Raw genomic sequence first — 22663 nt, 5'->3', positions numbered from 1 at the left:
TTATTATCTCAATAGACAGTACCTATGATACTACTTATGTTTATACATATGATACCACTTGGATATTTGCGTATTTTTTCGATACTATTGGTATGACTGTTGATTCTGCTGTTGTTTATATTAATGATTCTGCTGTTGTTGATACTATAACATTATCCATTGATACCGTTTGTTCCGATACTACTTTCCCTGTATGCCCTGATATCCTTATTATCTCAATAGACAGTACCTATGATACTACTTATGTTTATACATATGATACCACTTGGATATTTGCGTATTTTAGTTTTTTCTGGCAAGCCGGTGGTGTAGATGCAAATTTGAATCCTGACCCTTCTGATTCGATCTGGTTAGAGTTTCTGGCTAAAGATAGTACATGGAATTGGGTTTGGGGGAAAAAAGGGAATGCAATAAATGTAGGAGATAGTATTGCGTTAGATTTTAAGCAGGAATTCATTGCAATTACTGATAATAACCTTGCCTATTTTCACAAAGGCTTTCAATTTAAATTTCAATCATTTGGCCGCCTTTCCGGCAATTATGATGTCTGGCACATAGATTATGTTTACCTTTATACAAACGATACATTAAATGATGATTTTGCTTTTAGTAATTCTCCTACATCTTTTCTTAGCAGATATTCAGCAATGCCTCATAATCAATACTTTGTTGATAATTCCACAAAAAGCGCTGAAACTGCTGATATCATATCCGTTACTACTAATAATTTAAGAAAACAGCAGCTTTCAATGGATGTTTTATGTGAATTATCTATAAGTAATGAAAGCAGCATTGATTCATTGATTGATATCATTCTTGACACTACCTATTTCACTCCTAATCAATGTCCAAATAAACAATATCAACAATGTCAATTAAATGCATTACCTGATGAAAACAAATTAACAGATTTTAATAGTGCACTTAAAATAAAATACAAATTTAAGATTGAAAGTGATAGCACATTTACATCAAACGACACAATCTCCGGTTTTACAATCTTAGACAATTACTACGCGTACGATGACGGCAGCGCAGAATATGGCATTGGAATAAACGTACCTTTTGGCAGAGCAGCATATAGATTTATTCTCAACGAGCCCGATACACTTACCGAAATACAAATGTACTTTACCCAATTAGGCGAAAACCATAACGGCAAAACTTTTAAGCTCATGGTATGGAAACATATTGATACTGTAAATGCTGCAAACGATGATACTTTATACTCAAAAGACGTGCAGATTCTATACCAGGGAAGCATAAACAAATTTGACAGCTATAAAATTGATTCTCTTATATGGGACGGTATAGTCAGCGATACTTTTTATGTAGGCTGGATGCAATACACCAACGATATTCTAAATATTGGCTTTGATAAAAATACCAATACCAACCAGCATATTTTTTATAATGTTGCCGGACAATGGATCAGGTACGACCTTTCGGAAGGAAGTATGATGATAAGGCCCGTTTTTGGTGAATCCGGTTTCGCTACTGCAATACCTGAATATAAAACTATAAACAGATCAATAAAAATATACCCCAATCCTTCTGATGGTGTGGTTTATATATCAGCTATCAATAGTCCATCACTTCAGGGATGGGTCTACGTTTATGATATTAAAGGCAAGCTCATTGTAATGCAAAATTTACTACACAATAATAACTCCCATCAAATTGATCTGTCTGGCTACCCCGATGGGATGTATTTTTTGAAATTTGCAGGTAAAAACCTCAATGTTAATAAAAAGCTTATCTTGATCAAATGAAAAAGTTTAGGGATTTTATAGCTTACAATTGCTTTATGATTTGTATAGCAATTGCGGGTGGTTTGGGAATATTTATTTTTTATGGATGCAAAAAAGATGAGGATAAATCTAAACCAAACGAAGCAGGTTTAGGTGTATGGGTACAAAAAGCCGACTTAGGTGATATTGATACCCTATGTTCCGATACTACTTTGTCTATCTGCCCTGATACCCTAATTATCTCAATAGACACTACTACCACACCGAGAAGTTCTGCTGTGGGTTTTTCCATCGGCTCCAAAGGATATATCGGAACAGGGCAATATTTCATTTCGGGAACATTAGTTAACTATAAAGACTTCTGGGAATACGACCCCGGCGCCAATCTCTGGACGCAGAAAGCCGACTTTGGCGGCAGTGCAAGATATGCTGCTGTGGGCTTTTCCATCGGCTCCAAAGGGTATATCGGAACAGGATCTGGTAACGATAAAGACTTCTGGGAATATGACACTACCAGCAATACCTGGACGAAAAAAGCCGACTTTGGCGGTACAGCAAGATACTATGCTGTGGGCTTTTCCATCGGCTCAATAGGGTATATCGGAACAGGATGGAATAATAGCTATCTAAAAGACTTCTGGGAATATGACCCCAACACCGATACCTGGACGAAAAAAGCTGACTTTGGCGGTATAGCAAGAGCTAAAGCTGTGGGTTTTTCCATCGGCTCCAAAGGGTATGTCGGAACAGGATATGATGGTAACAACCCTCTAAAAGACTTTTGGGAATACGATCCCGGCACCGATCTCTGGACGAAAAAAGACGACTTTGAAAGTACGGCAAGATTAGGCGCTGTGGGTTTTTCCATCGGCTCCAAAGGGTATATCGGAACAGGAGGAGAAATTGGTGGCGCTAGTAAAAAAGACTTCTGGGAATACGACCCTGCAGCTGATATTATAGGGGGCACACCCTGGACGAAAAAAACCAACTTTGGCGGTACAGCCAGATCAAGTCCTGTGGGCTTTTCCATCGGCTCCAAAGGTTATATTGGAACAGGGTCAAGGAGTGATGGTACCTTTATAAAAGATTTTTGGGAATATACGCCTTAATACTTAGGGCTTACCGAAAAATAAGTTCCAGATTTTTGCGCACAAATTTGTTACAGATTTGGCTTATCCGATTGAGCAAAACCGCAGGAATAGCAGCGTTATTTTGAGGATTTTGCGATTGAGGAGGGGCGAGCGTAAAAAATTCTGCCCTTTGGCAGAATTTAGCGAGCAGCCAGCTATGGAGGGAGGGATCAAAGATGTGGCAAAGTTGTGATGCAAAAATCGGAACTTATTTTTCGGCAAGCCCTTAAAGCCGAAAGTTCACCCCGTGAGATAGCATATTTTAAAAGTTTCTATGCATTTGGTTAAGTATTATCTCACGGGGTGAATCTTTTTTTGCTATCTTTGTGGCAATGTAAATACTTGTAATGTGTCTTTTATTCGTATCATTAGTCCCGCCAAAGGCGGGATTAGCATTATAAATTCGTATCTATGTTAATAGAAAAAATACTTATAGACGTCAAAAAAGCAGTAACAAAGCTCTACGGTGAACGTTTGAGCAAGTTGATATTGTACGGTTCCCAGGCAAGGGGGGAGGCAACGGAATATTCGGATATTGATCTTTTGATCGTTTTAAAAGGCAGGATGAATGAAAAAAAAGAGACTAATAGAAGAGATATAATTTATGACCTTATATTAAAATATAATGAAGAGATCTCAGGGTTTGTGGTATCTGAAAATCAATATAAAACGAACAACATGCCTTTTTATTTAAATGTTCGTAATGATGGTATTGATTTATTAAAATCCGGTGAAATATTAACGCCACAAAAAATGAAAAAAATTTATTACGAAAGAAAACTTAAAAATAACGGAAAACCATTCCATGAAAATTTTAGACCTATGAAATTTAAAAAGGAAATAAAAATATTAATTGACAAATCAAAAAGGGAATTTAGTGACGCAGAATTACTTTTCAAAAATGAAAGTTATGAAGGTTCAGTTTCGCGCTGCTATTATTCTATATTTCACGCTGCACAGGCAGCTCTTTTAACAAATAATATAGATCCATTTGGCTTTCAACATAAAACTATTGTTTCAAAGTTCGGAGAGCTTTTTATTAAAACTGGTATTTTTCCAAAAGATATGAGCAAATATTTTATAGATACAAAAGATAAAAGAGAAGAAGCAGACTATGATTCTGTCGTTGGATTTATTTCCAAAGAAGAAGCTGCCACAAAGATAGAAAATGGTAAAGAGTTTAATCAAACCATAGAAAATTATATCCAAAAAGAAATGAAAAAAGAGAAAAATAAAAAAAGAGGGATGGAAATGTAAATTAACTGAGTAATGCAGCATCAAAAAAAAATGAACAAAATCACACTTACATTTCTTCTACTCGTGGTTGCTTTTTATGCTTTTTCCCAAAAGTCAGCAAAAGATTATTATAAGAGCGGTCTTAAAAAACATAAATCCGGTAATTATAAAGCAGCGCTAATAGATCTGAATAAAGCTATTAAGCTTTTTTCTAATTATGATAAGGCCTATAATAGAAGGGGGCTTGCTAAATATGAATTAGAGGATTATGAAGGCGCAATACAGGATTTTGATAAGGCCATCGAATTGAAACCAGAAATAGTTGAGCGCTATTATAACAGGGGTAAGGCTAAAGTCGGCTTTAAAAAATATCTGGGAGCAATAGACGATTACAATAAAGCAATTGACTTAAACCCTGAGTATCATGAAGCTTTTTATGAAAGAGGGATCGCCAAATATGAGTCTGGCCTTTACAATGAAGCAATAAAGGATTGTAATAAAGCAATTGAGCTAAAAATTTTTGATCCCGGGTATTCGGGACCCCTGCTTTTAAGTGGGAGTGATATTAATGATAATTTAGAAGATTACATTGGAGCTATACAGCATAATAAAAAGGTTATATTAAACCATATTTTTGCCAGGCCATGGTATAACAGTGTTGTTTCCAAAAAATACTTACAAGACACTATCGGAGTAATAGAAGTTTGCAATAAGGCAATAGCGTCAAATCCTGACGATTTTGAAGCTTATTATAACAGAGGCCTTGTAAAAGCTGATTCACAGGATTACAATGGAGCAATACAGGATTATAATACTGTTCTGGCTATAGAACCTGATTATCTTGATGCTTATCATAGCAGAGCTCTTGCCAGATATGAGTTGAGAGATTATAATGCAGCAATATGGGATTTTAATTTGGCAATCCAGATGGACTCTGCTTTGGATGAGGGTTATTATAACAGGGCGCTTGCAAAAGCTTATTTGCAGGATTATAGTGGTTCCATCAAGGATAATAATATGATGCTTATGCTGAATCCAGGTTTTGCTTTAGCTTTTTATAACAGGGGACTTTCTAAAAAATATTTACAAGACCATAGAGGCGCAATACAGGATTTCGATAAAGCAATAAAACTAAAATCAGATTATACCAAAGCTTATTTATACAGAGGCTTCAGTAAAGTAGATCTGCAAGATTACAACGGGGCAATAGATGATTTCAGTAAAGCGATAAAGTTGAATCCTGACGATGCAAATCTTTATAATAACAGGGGCCAGGCAAAATATAAATTAAAGGATTACAAAGGTGCAACCCAGGACCACGATAAGGCAATAGCGTTAAATCCTGATGATGCTATGGCGTATTTTTACAAAGGACTTATTAAATATGAATCAGGCAATTTCGAAGAAGCTATACAGGATTACGACAAGGCAATTGATCTGAAACCAGACCTTGTCAATGCTTATAAAAACAGGGGTATTGCTAAAAGCAGATCAGGGTTTTATAAAGAAGCAATGCCTGATTTCGATAAGGAGATAGAATTAAATCCTGACGGGGTCGGTGGATATTACAATAGAGGGCTCACGAAAGAAGTATTAAGAGATCATAAAGGAGCAATAAAGGATTACAGTAAAGCGATAAAATTAAACAGTGAATATTATCAGTGCTGGTATAACAGAGGTGTTGCTAAAAGTCATCAAAAAGATTATTCAGGGGCAATAAAAGATTTCAATAAAGCGATTGAATTAAAACCCGGTTTTGCTAAAGCCTATCTGAACGGAGGTATTGCTAAAGGTAAAACAGCAGATTATAAAGGCGCAATTAAGGATCTCAATAAAGCGATAGAATTAAATCCTGGCAATGCAGAGGCATATTTTTTCAGGGGTGTTGTAAAAGATGAATTAAGAGATTATAGAGGATCAATACAGGATTACAGCAAGACGATCAATTTAAATCCGGATTATGGTTTGGCTTATTATAACAGGGGTAAAGCTAAAAGTGAATTAGGACAATATAAAGGAGCTGTAAAGGATTATAATAAGGCGATTGAAATGAAACCTGATCTTTCTTTGGCTTATCTTATCAGAGCCGCCACTAAATATGAATCCGGAGATAAAGATGGCGCCTGCTTAGATTGGAGTAAAGCCGGTGAACTTGGTATTTTTGAGGCATATGATTTTATTAAGAAATATTGTAAATGAACTTAAAAGAACAAATTGATGCTGATATCAAAAAAGCGATGCTATCCAAAGATCGGGTTGCTTTGCTCGCTTTAAGAAGCGTTAAATCACTGATATTAATAGCCGAAACTGAAAAGGGTTCCGGGGGTGAATTATCCAAAGATGCTGAATTAAAGCTCTTGATGAAAGCAGTAAAGCAGCGAAAAGAATCTGCCGAAATTTATGCATCACAAAGTAGAAAAGATCTTGAAGGAGTTGAATTAGCAGAGTTGAAAATAATTGAAAAATATTTGCCGGCACAGCTATCTGATAATGAGCTTACCGATAAATTAAAAGAGATCATAAAAAAGATTGGGGCATCGGCTCCTTCGGATATGGGTAAAGTAATGGGGATTGCCACGAAGGAATTAGCAGGCCAGGCAGATGGAAAAGTTATTGCTGATTTGGTTAAAAAGCTATTAGTATTTTATCATTAGGGCATCTCTAAAAACTACACCATATATTCCCCTCTATCAAGAGGGGCAAGGGGTGTGTTTTAAAAAATATGTAGTTTTTAGAGATGCCCATTAGTATCATTGAAGTTTCTTGATATAATTTTGCTGATTCCCTTACTATGGGGCGCCTACAGAGGTTATAAAAAAGGTCTGTTGCTGGAAATTGTAGCTATATTCGCATTAGTTCTGGGAGTTATTGGTGGATTTAAATTGTTACACTGGGGGATCCATACACTCACAAATTTTATTGGAGATTATCATAAGTTGATACCTATACTTGCCTTTATACTAATATTTATTTCTATCGTAATATTGGTAAATATTTTAGGAAAGGCCTTGAAAAAGGTTTTAGATTATACTTTACTTGGAAGTCTCGACAATTTTTCCGGGGCTTTGGTAGGCCTGATAAAATGGGCATTTGGTTTAAGCATTATCTTATGGCTGGTCCAACTGGCAGGAATAGTTTTTCCGGAGGATGCAACAACAGGTACTTTTTTATTTCCTTTTATGGTAAATTTAGCCCCGATGATAATTGCCTGGTTTGCGCTGTTTTTGCCTTTTATACAGGATTTGATGGATTCAATTAAGGATTTATTACAAATATAAAACATGAGAGCGTATAGTATCTTATTATATTACTGTTACACCCCTATTGATGATCCTGAGAACTTCAGAAAAGAGCATCATCTTTATTGTTTATCTTCAAACCTTAAAGGAAGAATTATTATAGCTAAAGAAGGTATCAATGGAATTATTTCAGGCATTAAGGAAAATTGCGAAAAATATAGGCGATTTCTAAAAAATGATGCCCGTTTCAAAAATATTGAATTTAAGATTGATGAGCACCAAGGTCATGTTTTCAAAAAACTAAATGTGCGCGTAAAACCTGAGTTAGTAAGTTTGGGATTTCCTGCAATTGATCCAAATAAAAAAACCGGGGTGTACTTAGAACCCAATGAATTTAAAAGATTAATCCACAGCCCCCCCCTAACTCCAAGCCAACTTGAATCGGAGAAACGGGGAATCGGAGAAACGGAGAGAGGGAAAACGAAGCGATTCACCGATTCACCGATTCACCCATTCACCGATTCAGGGGGACTTAGGGGGGCTGGTAGGGGGGCTGTAGTGGTTCTGGATGTGAGAAACAATGTTGAACATAAAATAGGTAGGTTCAAAAATGCGGTTACCTTAAATATTGACCACTTCAGGGATTTTACTTCAAAAGTTAAGGAATTAGAACGCTATAAAAACTGCAAGATATTAACATATTGTACAGGAGGTATAAGATGCGAGAAGGCAAGTGCGTACCTTCTTCAGCAGGGCTTTAAAGATGTTTATCAGCTTCACGGGGGTATTATTAACTATGGCTATAAAGAAGGTGGAAAGGATTTTGATGGTAAATGCTATGTGTTTGACAGTAGGATAGCCGTGGATGTTAACAAAGTAAATCCAGTGGTTATTTCCAGGTGTTACATTTGTGATTCTACTTGCGACAGGATGGTTAATTGTGCGAATCCGGAGTGTAATTTACACCTGCCCATCTGTAAGAAGTGTGGCCTGACGTATGAGGGCGCTTGTTCAAAGCAATGTATGGCTCATCCTAAAAAACGGCCACTTAACGAGAGCGGCTATTATCAAAAAGAAATGAATGGATATGATCCGTATTATCAAATTAAAAAGTAATCGTATTGTAATGGATCTATTATCTAATTCTTTACAAATTCTATTATTATCTGCTTATATCAACATTTTTTGATACCACACCTTTTTCTGTCTCAATCTGTACAATATAATTCCCTGCTGTTAGTTTTGAAATATCCAATTTATTTGTTCCTTCCGGCACTACATCCAATACAATCTGTCCTAAAGAATTGATCAGCTTTATGCTTTCTATCTTGATACCATTAGACTGAATGATCAACATACCGGCAGCAGGATTCGGATATATCTTTAAACTTTCGTTTAGATCTTCACTGATGCCTGTGGTTTTTATTACCACGATCGTTTTTTGGACTGTATCCGTGCAGGTACCATTTGATACTATCAATACCACGGTGTAAATCCCTTCAGAAAAATAGTTATAGGGTGGATTTTGGATAGTAGCAAAATTACCATCACCAAAATTCCATGACCAGGAAGTAGAGCCGCTGGTGTTGTCGGTAAATTGTATAAAAAAAGAAATTGCAAGATCAACAGTATCTTTATCTGAACTAAATGAACCTACAAATGGATTCACGGATACTGTGATGGACGAAGTACCGGAACAACCGTTAGCGTCAACACTAATTACTGTATAAGTGGTAGTAGAATCAGGTGAAGCAACAACAGAGGCCCCGACCGTAGAACTCAATCCCTGAGGCGGTGACCAGGTATATGTAGTACCTCCGTTTGCAGTGAGTGTTACCGGTTCACCCGGACAAATTGCCGGTGATGCAGGATTTACGGTAATTGTTGGCGAATTAGCTGCAACTACGGTAATTGATACAGCGCCTGAACAGCCATTATTATCAGTTCCTGTTACAGTATAAGTAGTAGTAAAGGAAGGTGAGGCGTCAACAATAGCCCCCGTATCAACATTTAAACCGGTTGAAGGTGACCAACTGTACGTAATAGCCCCGTTAGCTGTAAGTGAAACCAAACCGCTGTCACATATTACCCCGGATGGAGGATTGACAGAAATGGTTGGCAAAGGGTAGATGGTCACGGCAACTGATGCTGTATTGCTGCAGCCATTTGTATCTGTGCCGATAACGACATACGTTGTGGTAGTTGTTGGTGCAGCAGTTACAACAGCACCTGATGTACCGCTTAATCCTGCCGCGGGTGACCAGGCATATGAATTTCCTCCCGTGGCTGTCAGAATTACACTACTTCCAAAACAAATTGCAGATGACGGTGTTACAAAGATACCAGGTAACGAATCAATTGTGATATAGCCCGCAGTAGAAAGTGTATCATTTGTTCCGCAACCAATAGCTATCAATTCAACATCATAAGCTCCCGGGGCGTTATAGGTTACAGATGGATTTGCAACGGTAGAAGTAGATGGAGTTCCTCCCGGGAATGACCACATATATCCCGTTGAACCCGTAGAAGTATTGATAAAGGTTGTTGTTAAAGTATCACACCCGGAAGTTGAGCCGGCAGTGAAACCTGCAGCAGGAGTATTTCCCAATATCGTTACGGTAACTGTCGCTGAATCAACAATACCTGTTGTGGTATCTGTTCCCACTATGGTATAGGTAGTAGTAGCAGATGGGAAAGCAATTACAGTATCGCCTGTGCCGGCACTCAGACTGCCTGACGGAGACCAGGAATATGTATCGACACCGCTTGCAGTAAGGACAACACTATCCCCGGCACAAATTTGAGAAGATAATGGAGTAACAGCAAGTATGCCTGAGCACACAACCAAGGCGCCGGTATCAAACGGCAAGGTAGTAACATCAAAAGAATAGTACATCATGTAGTTAATAGCAGTTGGACCACCACCCTGAAGCTCAGTACTAGGCTCTGAGTCTTCCTGCCAAACAATATGAATTCGGTTGTCTGCCCATATCATTTTGTTGGTCATTGGATAAACATCTTCCTCAAATCCCGTGCCGCTTGAGCCGTCATCAACATTACCTAATAATGGATGACCTGCTATGTTAATTGGTTTGCTCCAGGTACAACCGCCATCGGGTGAATAAACCAAATACAGGTCTCTGAATGATTGACCTGAAGTATCTCCTGTATTTGAGGTCCACTCAACCATGCCTGCATATACAATGTATGGATTGCCGGTTTGATCAACAGAGATCTGCGACATAGACGTAACCCCCAGGTAATAGATAGGAAAATTATTGCCTATTCCACTGGATGGGTCACCATCGGGCGGGCAAGGCGTAGGCGTACAGGTCCAGTTGGGCAGGTCAACCAACCCGGCTACAATAAGAGGAGCGCTCATGTTTTCATTCCAGTAATAGAGTCCATCATCTCCCAAAGGGAAAAGGCTGCCTGTAGGTACTCCCAGGCTGTTAACTTCAAGCACTATTTGTCCGGTTGAAGCATGAACCATACCATTATTGTCAACAGTAACTGCGTGTGCATCATCATAAGTCCAAACTTCATAACTATTAGGGCCAAAGTATAATTTACCTGCAGTATCAAAGGGTGCAATTATTGTAAAGCTCCACGTACCGATATCTCCGTTAGCAGTGGATTTCCACATTATCCAGTCTTCTCCCCAACCACCTGCTGTGAAAGCAACCGTACCATTCCTGGCGTCAATAGCATAAGAATCAGCGCCTATTCCACCAATTACGGTTGTATCGTCCATACCCGGAACAAGCAAATTCGTAATATCCCACGTCATTCCACCGTCAGAAGACCGGTAGTAAATTGCAGGTCTCGTTACTCCACCTGGAGTTACCCCAGCCGGACTTGAACTTATAATATGAATATAATTCCCATCCGCAACAGCCCTGGGCCACACATCACCGCCATAAGGATAAGTGAAAGGCAGAGTTGTTGTGCTCCACGCGCCAGAACCTTGTATGGGACGCCTCGTTATTTTTAGAGGAGTATGAGTAATTACGATCTCATCCATAGAATCTGACCAAACAATGTTAGGCCATCCAACATATCCTGAAGCACAGCCATGAGGAATCCCGCACTCACCATTAATACCATACACCCATGAAGCGCCATTATAATAGTTGTAACCAATACCCCTGTCAGCCGGATCTGGCTGAGGAGTGGTACATGAATGATTTTGGATCCATACGGCAGCCATGGTGCCGTTAGGTTTACTCACAAGTCCGTTACGTATTGCGGCGTTTGTCTGGAGGTCATAGCAAGTATGGCCGATTTGAACGCCCCAGGAGGCTTGTCCGCTTGAAATGCTTATTCCTGCAATAAAAGCGAACACGAATAAGAATGATTTTTTCATATCTATTGTTGTATTAATTTTAATTGGTGTAAATATACAAAAATAAAACAAAATCCTAACCTGGCGTAGCCAGAACCAAAATTTTAGTTCAGGATTTTTGGTTTTTAGTTTTAGTTATTTGGTTGTTAGTTTTAGTTCATTAGTTCAATAGTTTGCTAATGCCGGACTCATGGCACGACCAACAAACTAAAAAACTATAACCATAAACTATCAAACCATAACCAAAAACTAACAGCCAAAAACTAAATATTTTGCCAAAACTTGTCAGAATTTTAAATGTTAATCAATCTTTAATATATTCAATTGTTTTTCCAATTTCGTATAAAACATCAGGGCATATATCTGCACCATTTGGCCAGCAAATTGTATTTGAATAAGGGTCTTTTTTTACTTTTCTGAAGTATTCAATATCTTTTAATTCCTTAAATACACCATTACCTCCTATAAAAGATTTTATATCAATGATCTTAATATAATCGTCATCAAAAATAATTTCTAATTTATATTCTCTGAGGTATCTTACTTCTTTAATCCAATGCATGATTATACATTATTTTATAGGTTCAATTTTACCAAGTGGTTTTTCATTTTTCATTAACTCCCACTTTTCTAAAAGTTCTTCTTGATGAAGTTCTGCCCAATCAAGTATTAAATTCAGTCCTTTTCTTGGAAATTTGCCGGAAATTAACTTCAGATCTTCTATTGAAACTTTAGCTCTATATTCGTTATAGGTAATATGAAAATGAGGCGGTTCATGATCTTTGTAAAACATCTGAACAACAATTCCATAAAATCTGCATAACTCAGGCATAGAATTTAATTTTCTTTCTTGCAATTATAGTAAATTTAAATGAATTATCCAAAATACCGGTAAAATTACCCAGTGAATCGGATATTTTTTATATATAAATTTTGCATCAACGAAAATTTTTACTATATTTGGGCTATGAAAAAAACGTTATTCATCTTCACTTTCACTTTCTTTTTTATCTTCACCTCTTTTTCTCAGGTTTTTTACGGTGAAGAAGCCCGGAAAGCAGTCCCGGGAAGTGAGCTTGTAAAACCAGGGTTCAATACTTCTATTCCGCAATATATCAGGTTCGGTGATCGAGCTGGGATCAAATTTGACAATCCTCCTTATCAGGATGAGGAAGGGAGTGTTGGGGATTTAGCGGGAGGGGGTTCTCCCTTTAGGGAGTTAGAGGGTGCGGGAATTGAAAAATGGCTGAATCGTACATTTAAAATTGAGGATGGGTCGCGGTTAAAGTTTCTCAAATACGAAAAAGATAATCTTGGATTTACACATTACAAATATCAACAAACCTTGAATGATATTCCTATTGAAGGAGCAATATACATGGTCCATGTCAAGAATAGGAAAGTCAAATCAATGAATGGCATCCTATTCAACGCGCTGAATTTAAATTCAATTCCAAAACTAAGTGAAAACCAGGCGCTGAATAAAGCGCTGCAATACATTAATGCTGCTATAGGGGGAAAAGGAGATGGCAAAGTCCCCCCTTCGGGGGGATTTAGGGGGGCTGCCACCGTTTATAAATGGGAAATCCCCGGAGAAGAGGAACACCTGAAGCTTGTAACAAACGATCCGAATGCTACTTATTATCCGGATGGGAAGCTCGTGTTTGTACCAAAAAACGGGAATAATAAATCCACTGACTACCGTTTGGCTTATAAATTCGATATTTACGCATCCGAACCTTTATACAGGGCATACATATTTGTAGATGCCGTAACAGGCGAAGTTATTTTTGAAAACAACCGGATCCGTACCAATGACGTTCCGGGGACCGCTGTTACAAAATACAGCGGCACCAAAACCATAATCACAGATAGCACCGGAAGCGGTTACCGACTGAGAGAAGCGGGTAGGGGAAATGGTATTCAAACGTGGGATATGAACACCGGTACGAATTACGGCAACGCTGTTGATTTTACCGATGCGGACAATTTCTGGAATAACGTCAATGCCGACCAGGACGAAGTAGCAACTGATGCTCACTGGGGCGCTGAAATGACCTACGATTATCTTTGGAATGATCATGGCAGAAATAGTATTGATGGAAGTGGGTTTATGTTAAGAAGTTATGTACATTACAATAACAATTACTCCAACGCTTTCTGGGACGGGCAGAGAATGACATACGGAGACGGGTCCGGTTCCTATAGCCCTTTTACGGCTTTGGATATTGCCGGGCACGAGATCGGTCACGGACTGACTGATTTTACCGCTGACCTGGTTTATTCTTACGAATCAGGAGCATTGAATGAATCTTTCAGTGACATATTGGGTACTTCTGTTGAATTTTATGGCAAACCCGCCCAGGCAAACTGGCTGGTCGGGGAAGACATCGGGGTCGTGCTCAGGTCAATGGCTGATCCTAAAGTCTATGGTGATCCGGATACTTATCTGGGAGTGAATTGGGCTACCGGACCCGGAGACAACGGAGGCGTTCACACCAACAGCGGTGTTCAGAATTTCTGGTATTATCTCCTCGCAAATGGTGGCAGCGGCACCAATGATAATGGAGACAGCTATAACATTACGGGAATCGGGCTTGCTAATGCAGGCGCTATAGCTTTCAGGAACCTTACCGTTTACCTTTGGCCAAATGCACAATACGATGATGCCAGGTTCTACGCGATCCAGTCAGCCATTGATATTTTTGGCCCCTGTACTCCTGAAGTAATCGCAACTACAGATGCGTGGTATGCGGTAGGGGTCGGAGGTATTTTTAATCCTACAGTAATTAGCGACTTTTCTGCCAACCCTGCCTCATCATGCTCCTTTCCCTTCACTGCAAATTTTACCAACCTCAGTTCCAATGGCGGCAGCTTTTACTGGGATTTTGGGGATGGAGACACTAATAGCGCTGTGAACCCAGCCCACATTTACAATTCCTATGGTACATTTACTGTCAGTTTAGTTGCCGATGGAGGCGCCTGTGGAATAGATACAACCGTTAAAACGGCATATATAGTCGTTGATTCAACATTGCCCTGTATCGTAAACATGCCTCTATCCGGAGAAGGTGACCTGCAAACATCCTGTACCGGCACATTATACGACAATGGAGGTCCTGCCGGTACTTATGCTGATAATACGACCAACTATATTACAATCGCTCCTCTTGGAGCTGCCACAGTCACCCTGAATATTATTTCCTTCGACATCGAACCGGGGAGCGGTGGCCCCGACCCTTGTGATTATGATTATGTTGAATTTTTTGATGGCCCAAACACCACTTATCCTTCCTTTGGGAAGTTTTGCAATACTACAGGAAGCCCCGTTACCATTACCTCTACCGGTGGATCAATTACAATCCTGCATTTTGCAGACCCTTTGGTAAATGGAGATGGGTTCGAAATTAACTGGAACTGTACTTATCCCAGCACCCCGCCTGTTGCCGGTTTCACCTCTGATGTTACTTCAACCTGTACGGGAGTGATCAACTTCATGGATCTGTCTTCCAATGGCGCTGCTTCCTGGTTGTGGTATTTTGGTGATGGGGATACTTCTACACAACAAAATCCTGTCCATACTTACGTTAATAACGGAACCTATACGGTAAAACTGGTTGTAACAAATGGTTTTGGCGCTGATTCCCTGATACAGGCCTCTTATATCACGGTTTCAAAACCCGCTGCACCTGCCGCTATTCCCGCAGCAAGGTGCGGACAGGGCAGTGTGGCATTATCTGCTTCCGGTGCCGGCCTGATTAACTGGTATGATGATTCGCTCACAACCAATCTTGTTAACACAGGTTCAACCTATAATACGCCTCCATTATCAGCAACCACTGATTATTGGGTTGAAGAAGTGGTTCTTTCGGCATCTCAGTATGTGGGCCCTCCTGACAATACATTCGGTTCCGGAGCCAATTTCCAGGGCGACAGGCACCTGGTCTTTGATTGCTATAAATCCCTCAGGATAGTCTCCGTATTGGTGTATGCACAGGGAGCAGGCTTCAGAACCATCGAGTTGCGTGATAATATCGGCCTGGTCATCCGTGACACACTTATATATATCCAGGATGGAGAAAGCAGGATAACATTGAATTTTGATGTACCGGTAGGTACTGACCTGCAATTAGGGATCTCAGGCACCCCTGACCTCTTCCGGAACAGCACGGGCGCTAATTACCCATATATCTTACCCGGCTGGCTCTCCATCACAGGTGTCAATGCTCCTACATCCTACTATTACTTCTTTTACGATTGGGAAGTAAAGGAACCCTGTACAAGTGAAAACACCAGGGTTACTGCAACAATATACCAGGAACCTACTGCTGCTGTCACTGGTGTTACAAATACAACCTGTATAGGAGCCTGTGATGGGGTGGCAACGGCTACTGCATCGGGCGGCAGTCCTCCATATAGCTGGTTTTGGAGCCCTTCAAACCAGGTTGATTCTACTGCCATTATATGTTCAGGTTTACACAGCGTAGTCGTTACAGATACCAATGGGTGTACAGATACAACAAGCTTAACCATTACAGAACCACCTCCTATTGTTCTTGCCCTCAGTTCTGTTGATGCCAATTGCGGAAATGCAGATGGAGAAGTCTTCGTTATTGCCTCCGGTGGCGCTGCCCCTTACACTTTTTTGTGGGATGATTCGTCTGCCCAGGTTAATGATACGGCTACCGGGTTGGCAGCAGGTACATATTCTGTTATAGTTACTGACACAAATGGATGTACAGATACCGGCGCTGTATTTGTTAGCAATACCGTTCCAATAGTCAGCATAACTTCATGGCTTGACGTTAGCTGCAACGGCTATAGTGATGGGGAAGCAACCGCTTCTGCTTCCGGCGGCACGCTCCCATATGCCTATCAATGGGATGACCCGCTTTTGCAAACAACGGACACGGCTGTGGGTTTACTGGCGGGCGCTTATACCATTACAGTTACTGATTCTAATAATTGTGTTGCAACTGCTGTCATTACAATTAATGAACCTCCTGCTATTACGTTATCAATATCTGTTATTAATGCCAACTGCGGACAGAATGATGGTGAAGCTACGGTGTTTGCTTCCGGTGGTGACAGTTCTTATACTTATCAATGGGATGACTCTCTCTCTCAGACCACAGCTACAGCTATGGGATTGAGTGCGGGAACTTATACAATTACCGTTACCGATAGTACCGGTTGTACGAGAACGGATACTGCTGCGATCATCAGCCTTCCGGCCGGTACAGCTATGATTACTTCCAGCAGTGATGTCAGTTGCAGCGGCATGTGTGACGGCAGCGCTACCGCTTCAATGACCGGCAGTGCACCTCCATTTACTTATTTGTGGGATGATGATTCTGCACAAACCAATGCTACTGCTGCCGGCTTGTGTGCAGGTATCTATAACGTAGTAGTTACAGATTCCAATGGCTGTGCGGATATAGCAAATATTACCATTAATGAATCCTCTGCAACACTTATTATCAGCAGTAATAATGCCACCTGTGACAGCGCTAACGGCATGGCGGTCGTTTCTGTCTCAGGCGGTGTTTTCCCATATTCATATCTATGGGACGATCCTCTTGCACAGACTACCGATACTGCTACCGGACTGACAGCAGGAGGATATAGCGTGATAATTACTGACGCAATAGGTTGTATTGATACCGGGACAGTAACGGTGGGTGATGCAGGCCCTCCTGCGGTTTCCATAGTTTCCATAACAAATATTACCTGTAATGGCAGCAGTGATGGTACTGCTGCTGTATCAGTTGATTCGGGTGGCGTCCCTCCATTTAGCTTTATTTGGGATAATGGAGATACAACTGCTGCTGCTGATAGTTTAGCAGCAGGAATCCATATAGTGATCGTTACTGACTCAAACGGATGTATAGCCTCTGCAGACACCAATATTGATCAGCCAGCTCCAATAATTGCAGCAGTTACATCTTCACTTAGCCCAAGCTGTATTGGAGCCTGTAACGGATTGGCTACTGTTTCCGCTGCAGGGGGTACGCCACCATATACATACCAATGGGATGACCCATTGTTACAAACAACAGCAACAGCCGATAGCTTATGTGCCGGCACCTATATTGTATCTGTAAGCGATGCAAATGGATGCTCCCCCGGAATAGATACTGTAACCATTGTAGAACCTGATTCAATTTCGGTTACTATTATACCAATAAATATTAGTTGTAATGGTGTGTGTGATGGCGATGTCACAGTAACAGTATCGGGTGGCACTCCTCCTTATATGTATGTGTGGGATATCGTCCCCTGGCCTGGACCCGGTTTATGTGCAGGAACATATCATTTAACATTGACTGATGTCAATGGTTGCGTTGTTATGGACAGTGTTACCATTTATGAACCACCGGCATTGACTTCAGTCATCACCAACAGTGCAAATCCCACTTGTGCTGGAGTATGTGATGGGGCTGCAACAGTAACTCCGTCAGGCGGCACAGGGACATATACTTATTTATGGCAGCCAAATGGAAGCACCGATTCGACTGCAACCGGGTTATGTGCAGGAACGAATACGGTAACGGTAACGGATGCCAACGGCTGCGTTGTTATTGATTCAGTAACCCTCAGTGAACCACCCCCACTAATTCTTATTTCATCTGTTACAAATGCCTCTTGTAATGGATTATGCGATGGTTCTATTATGTTAAATGTTTTCGGAGGGACAGCGCCCTATACATTTTCATGTTCATGGGCTAATTGTAATTTTAATAATTTATGTGCAGCTAATTACATTGTAACCGTAATAGACAGCCAGGGCTGCACCATCTCGGACAGCATAATAATTACCGAACCGGATTCTATCTTCATTACAAGCATTGTTGACACACCCACACTGGGTAATAATGGAGCAATAAACCTGACAGTTACCGGTGGTACGCCTCCTTATGCCTTTTTATGGGATAACGGAGCTACTACCGAAGATATTGATAGTTTAGTGGCAGGGGCTTATCAGGTTGTGGTTACAGATTCATTGGATTGTATAGATTCTTTGACCATTCAGGTTCCTCAGCCTACAGATATTACCGAAACAAATTTGGCAGGCGGAGTTAAAATCTATCCCAATCCATTCACCACAGAAACAACATTAATACTAACCTCATTAAATAAGTATAAGTCAGGGGTGGTTTTATCACTTTATGATATTGTGGGCAGCAAACGAAGTATTTCTTATACTGTAAATCATAAAATAAATGATGTAGCAGAGATCAGGCTAAAAAGAGGTGATCTGCCGGCAGGTATTTATTTTTATTCAGTAAGAGCGGGAGAGAATTTAATAAGTAATGGGAAGCTGATAGTTCAATAATTGAGAACGTAAGCTTTACTGTAGCATATATGTTACTTTATACACCCCTTTTTCCCATTTCCTTTTCGCCTTGCGAATTTTGCCAAAATATAACAATGGGTAGTGATGCAACGAGAAGAAACGTCACTATTAATATAATATAATCAATAATCATTGCTTTAATAATTCAATTAGATTTATTAAAATTTCAACTATCCTACTATCCTATCTTCTTAAAAAGCCTGCATACATTCCCCTCCCCATTCTGGCAGTATTCAATTTTGTCCATGATCTTGTTGACTAATTTAAGCCCGAGCCCGCCTTTTCGTTTTTTATCTATGATATCCTTGTTTGTAGGCGGCTGATAATCCGAAGGGTCAAATGCTGTGCCGTGGTCAAATATCTCAAAGATCAAATTTCCGTTTTGATCTGTGATCGTCAGCTCAATCATTTTTGCTTCATTGCAATCATTGGAATGTATCATGCGGTTGGCGCAAACTTCTTCAACGGCTAATACAATTTGATTCTGTTCAACTTCGCGTAAAGCATATTTACTCAAACGCTGGCTGACATACGCCCTGACCTTCTTAAGATTACTTTTACAACACGCTACGCTGAAGGTGTTATCAATGGACAATTGTTCTTGCATTTTCTTTGGAATTAACGATATTAACCAATTTGTCTAAACCAAGAATTTGAAAAACGTTTCGGACCTTTTCGTTCATATCAAAAAAGATCAACGCTATATTTTTTTTTTCAAATTCCTGCAGATACGACATAAACACACCAAGCCCTGCTGAAGAAATATAATTCAAATCTTTACAATCTATGAGCAGCTTTTTTTCATCCGAACTAACTGCATTTCCAATAATTTCATCAATCTGGATCGAATTGCTGGCATCCAGGTCACCACTTATGCGGATAAATAAAATATCACTTTCTTTCTTGGTTTTTATCTCCATAATAGATTAGCGGATCTACTTACGTAGATTTACTTACGTAATATAAATCAATAGGTTTGAATAACCATTAAAATTTTGTCACCAAGATTGAAAAATCATCCTCAGGATGTTTATCTTCACTGAAATTATAGAGGTCTGTGCTTAAGTTTTTAATTATTTGATCACAACTCAAGTCATGAGATTGATCCAGGATATCTTTAATTCTTTCATACCCATATTCCTCATTTTTGGTATTCTTGGCTTCAGTGATCCCGTCTGTATAAAGTAGTAAAACATCACCCACTTTATAACTGAACTGCTCATTGTTAATGTGTTCAGCATATTTTTTATTTCTTAAAATGCCAAGTCCAAGCCCCTGGTTTTGTAAGAAATTAGTTTCTTTTTTGACACTATCATAATGGAGAGCAGGGCAGTGTCCGGCCGAGGCAAAATTAATAGTCTGCTTTCCGGTGTCAATAATAAAAAAAGAAAGTGTGATAAAAGAAGACTTTTCCAGACAACGGCTCAAAGCATTATTGGCATAGATCATAAACTTATCAGGAAGGAGGTCTAATTGTGCCAGGCTTTGGAATATGCCTTTCATCTGTGCCATATTAAATGCTGCCGAAGTGCCTTTACCGGATACATCCCCAATTACAACGGTAAATCTGTTTTTTGGCAAGGAATAAATGTCATAGAAGTCGCCTCCTACTTCGCTGGCAGCCTGTGAAAAAGCTTTTATTTCAAATTTGCCATTGGAAATTAACCTGTCAGGCAGCAAACTTTTCTGAACTTTATCAGCAATTTTCAATTCTTCCTTGTATCTTTCGTTCGCAATGGCTTCAGAAATTAATCTTAAGTTCTCAATAGAAACGCTTGCCTGGCTGACATAAGTTTTAGTGATATTGATCATATTATTATCAAAACCTCCTTTCACTTTTTTTAACAATACAAATGTTCCAAACCTTTGATTGTGTGTATAAATCGGTATGATCAAAAGTGAATTGTATTTCGATTTTGTAATTCCCTTGTAATATTTGTTCTTTTTCAGGTTGTTTGAGCAGTAGGGCTGGTAATTAGAACTGATATAGCTTTGTTCAATGATGTTTTTAATATTATACATATCAGCAAGCAATATATTTTTTTCAACTATAGTTTCAGTTTCATAGTCATCATTAGTGGTTTCTACCCATGCAGTATCTGCAGCCACGGCTTTTATGCTGCTTTCCAGAAGTAGATCATATACCTGCTTTTCATCTTTGCCTAATTGAATGGATTGGCCCAATCTTTGAAAGTTAAGGGCTTCTTCAAATTTTTGTTCAAAAACAGAGGAGGTGGGCAGATTAAATAATACCACAAGCAAGGAGGAAATACCATAGATAAAGAAAAATGTAAACACTGCTCCTATAAAGATCTTACGGGAAATATCAACCCCGGCATAGACGAAATCTCCTTTTATTAAGTGCAGGGTCTGATCAGACTGATAGAAAATACTATAAAAAAATGCTGCCCCGAAAATTAGTATGAAAAGTATTAGCGGAATACTTTTCAATTTTTGATTGAAATTGAGATACGCCACCCATTTAGCATTCACAGATAATAAAAGCCCGTAAAAGACTATGATCATACAAACTATCAGGAAAACAGCGTCTGAAATATTAAGGTTTAAAAAGTTTAAAATAAGGGTGGCAGCGATTATCCACTCAAAAATCTGCCATGTAATTGCGAGCACTTTAGTTTTTTGATACAACACCAACCTTTTCCAGACAAAAAAAGTTTTTGTTACGAAAATGGTAACAAGAACAATATGAATGTGATAGAATAAATTTAATAATAGAGGATTTTCAGCCAGGGCGCTTCCTTTTATGAGCCATAAAAAGAATATTAACGATGATGAGGCAATTATCGTTAATAAGCCTGTAACAAAGAGATTCAATAGCAATTCAATAATATTTACTCCTTCCAAACTACCAACCGACAATCGGTAGTAAAGGAAAATAAACAAGAAGAAAAGCGTCAAAAGAGCAGTAATTATATAACCAGGAATGTCAGTATCTGTTGGCGGATCAGCGCTTAAGCCGAGGGCAATAACAGAACTAAGTGCAAGCATCAATAGCCAGGCAATTGTAGCTGCAAGAAGCCAGGTTTTAGTAATGTTTTTATAATCTATTTTCTTTTTCTTTTCTTTTTTCATCCTTTAATATTTGCTTTCGTAACAATGCTTCAAGCCAATGATATGGAAAATGGAGAAGACCTGCTATAATTGCGAATAAAATAAATACTATCCCGTGATCTTCCAGTAAATACGGGTCTGTAATTGGCTCTAAAAGCACTATGATAAAAAAGAAAAATAACAGGAAGGTCATAAACAGAAGAAGTTGCATCGTACGGACAGGTCTATTTGTCAATTTTCCTACTAATGCTATGATTAGCAGAAATGCCGAAAACATGAATATAAAGGAAATCATGGTTAATAATTTAGGAATTTCAATTAATGTAAAGCAATTTCATCTTGAGTATTCGGGATTACTAAGTTAGGCACTTAAAAAATCTTTAAGACTAACATGTTGTCTATAATTTTGTTGGTGTTAATAGACAAGTTGGCAGTTGGCAATTTTGCCAACTGCCAACTGCCAACTTGTATCATACTGGTAAATGTATTTCCCCACGAGCTCGTGGGTTTTTATTAAAACTTGTTTTGAATAA

15 protein-coding genes and 1 pseudogene (1 of these 16 only partly in view) are annotated in these 22663 nt (G+C 39.2%); 9 read left to right on the top strand and 7 right to left on the bottom strand.

The window, feature by feature from the left end; all coding sequences use genetic code 11:
* The 8 genes and pseudogenes from FVQ77_06180 to FVQ77_06145 all read left to right on the top strand — a co-directional run.
* A pseudogene (locus FVQ77_06180) lies at positions 1–28 on the top strand (hypothetical protein) (it extends 1106 nt beyond the left edge of the window).
* Between the two features lie 64 nt (positions 29–92).
* Positions 93–1772, top strand: a complete 1680-nt coding sequence (locus FVQ77_06175; protein MBW8049915.1) for a T9SS type A sorting domain-containing protein — start codon at positions 93–95, stop codon at positions 1770–1772.
* The gene (locus tag FVQ77_06170) at positions 1769–2860 is read left to right on the top strand and encodes a galactose oxidase (protein ID MBW8049914.1); all 1092 of its coding nucleotides are present in this window, start codon (positions 1769–1771) and stop codon (positions 2858–2860) included. The genes FVQ77_06175 and FVQ77_06170 overlap by 4 nt, the downstream gene beginning before the upstream one ends.
* 432 nt (positions 2861–3292) lie before the next feature.
* Positions 3293–4138: a HEPN domain-containing protein gene (locus tag FVQ77_06165; protein ID MBW8049913.1), complete on the top strand. Its 846-nt coding sequence runs from the start codon at positions 3293–3295 to the stop codon at positions 4136–4138.
* Positions 4139–4150: 12 nt separating this feature from the next.
* Positions 4151–6316 (top strand): tetratricopeptide repeat protein, encoded by a 2166-nt coding sequence (locus tag FVQ77_06160; GenBank protein MBW8049912.1) that lies wholly within the window; start codon positions 4151–4153, stop codon positions 6314–6316.
* Positions 6313–6771, top strand: coding sequence for a GatB/YqeY domain-containing protein (locus tag FVQ77_06155; protein MBW8049911.1), 459 nt, complete (start codon positions 6313–6315; stop codon positions 6769–6771). The genes FVQ77_06160 and FVQ77_06155 overlap by 4 nt, the downstream gene beginning before the upstream one ends.
* A 99-nt stretch (positions 6772–6870) precedes the next feature.
* Positions 6871–7395: a CvpA family protein gene (locus tag FVQ77_06150; GenBank protein MBW8049910.1), complete on the top strand. Its 525-nt coding sequence runs from the start codon at positions 6871–6873 to the stop codon at positions 7393–7395.
* A 3-nt stretch (positions 7396–7398) separates the two neighbouring features.
* Entirely contained in the window at positions 7399–8472 is a 1074-nt protein-coding gene (locus FVQ77_06145; protein ID MBW8049909.1) for a rhodanese domain-containing protein, read from the top strand.
* Between the two features lie 46 nt (positions 8473–8518).
* Here the strand turns inward: FVQ77_06145 and FVQ77_06140 are convergent, their stop codons facing one another.
* The 3 genes from FVQ77_06140 to FVQ77_06130 form a co-directional block, all read right to left on the bottom strand.
* Positions 8519–11722: a T9SS type A sorting domain-containing protein gene (locus FVQ77_06140; GenBank protein ID MBW8049908.1), complete on the bottom strand. Its 3204-nt coding sequence runs from the start codon at positions 11720–11722 to the stop codon at positions 8519–8521.
* A gap of 283 nt (positions 11723–12005) precedes the next feature.
* Complete coding sequence (locus FVQ77_06135) at positions 12006–12263, bottom strand: DUF2442 domain-containing protein (protein ID MBW8049907.1); 258 nt, start codon at positions 12261–12263, stop codon at positions 12006–12008.
* Between the two features lie 9 nt (positions 12264–12272).
* Positions 12273–12533 (bottom strand): DUF4160 domain-containing protein, encoded by a 261-nt coding sequence (locus FVQ77_06130; GenBank protein ID MBW8049906.1) that lies wholly within the window; start codon positions 12531–12533, stop codon positions 12273–12275.
* 135 nt (positions 12534–12668) lie between these two features.
* On the opposite strand from FVQ77_06130, the gene FVQ77_06125 reads away from it, so the two are divergent.
* Entirely contained in the window at positions 12669–19037 is a 6369-nt protein-coding gene (locus tag FVQ77_06125; GenBank protein ID MBW8049905.1) for a PKD domain-containing protein, read from the top strand.
* Positions 19038–19236: 199 nt separating this feature from the next.
* On the opposite strand, the gene FVQ77_06120 is transcribed toward FVQ77_06125, so the two are convergent.
* The 4 genes from FVQ77_06120 to FVQ77_06105 form a co-directional block, all read right to left on the bottom strand.
* Positions 19237–19665: an ATP-binding protein gene (locus tag FVQ77_06120; GenBank protein ID MBW8049904.1), complete on the bottom strand. Its 429-nt coding sequence runs from the start codon at positions 19663–19665 to the stop codon at positions 19237–19239.
* Complete coding sequence (locus tag FVQ77_06115) at positions 19643–19978, bottom strand: STAS domain-containing protein (GenBank protein MBW8049903.1); 336 nt, start codon at positions 19976–19978, stop codon at positions 19643–19645. The genes FVQ77_06120 and FVQ77_06115 overlap by 23 nt, the downstream gene beginning before the upstream one ends.
* 67 nt (positions 19979–20045) lie before the next feature.
* The gene (locus FVQ77_06110; protein MBW8049902.1) at positions 20046–22151 is read right to left on the bottom strand and encodes a serine/threonine-protein phosphatase; all 2106 of its coding nucleotides are present in this window, start codon (positions 22149–22151) and stop codon (positions 20046–20048) included.
* Positions 22117–22341, bottom strand: a complete 225-nt coding sequence (locus tag FVQ77_06105; GenBank protein MBW8049901.1) for a hypothetical protein — start codon at positions 22339–22341, stop codon at positions 22117–22119. The genes FVQ77_06110 and FVQ77_06105 overlap by 35 nt, the downstream gene beginning before the upstream one ends.
* Positions 22342–22663 lie beyond the last annotated feature (322 nt).

The organism is Cytophagales bacterium (genome assembly GCA_019456305.1).
Classification (GTDB): Bacteria; Bacteroidota; Bacteroidia; order Cytophagales; family VRUD01; genus VRUD01.
The sequence above is the reverse complement of the archived record's forward strand: the minus strand, read 5'-3'. Positions and strand labels throughout refer to the sequence as shown.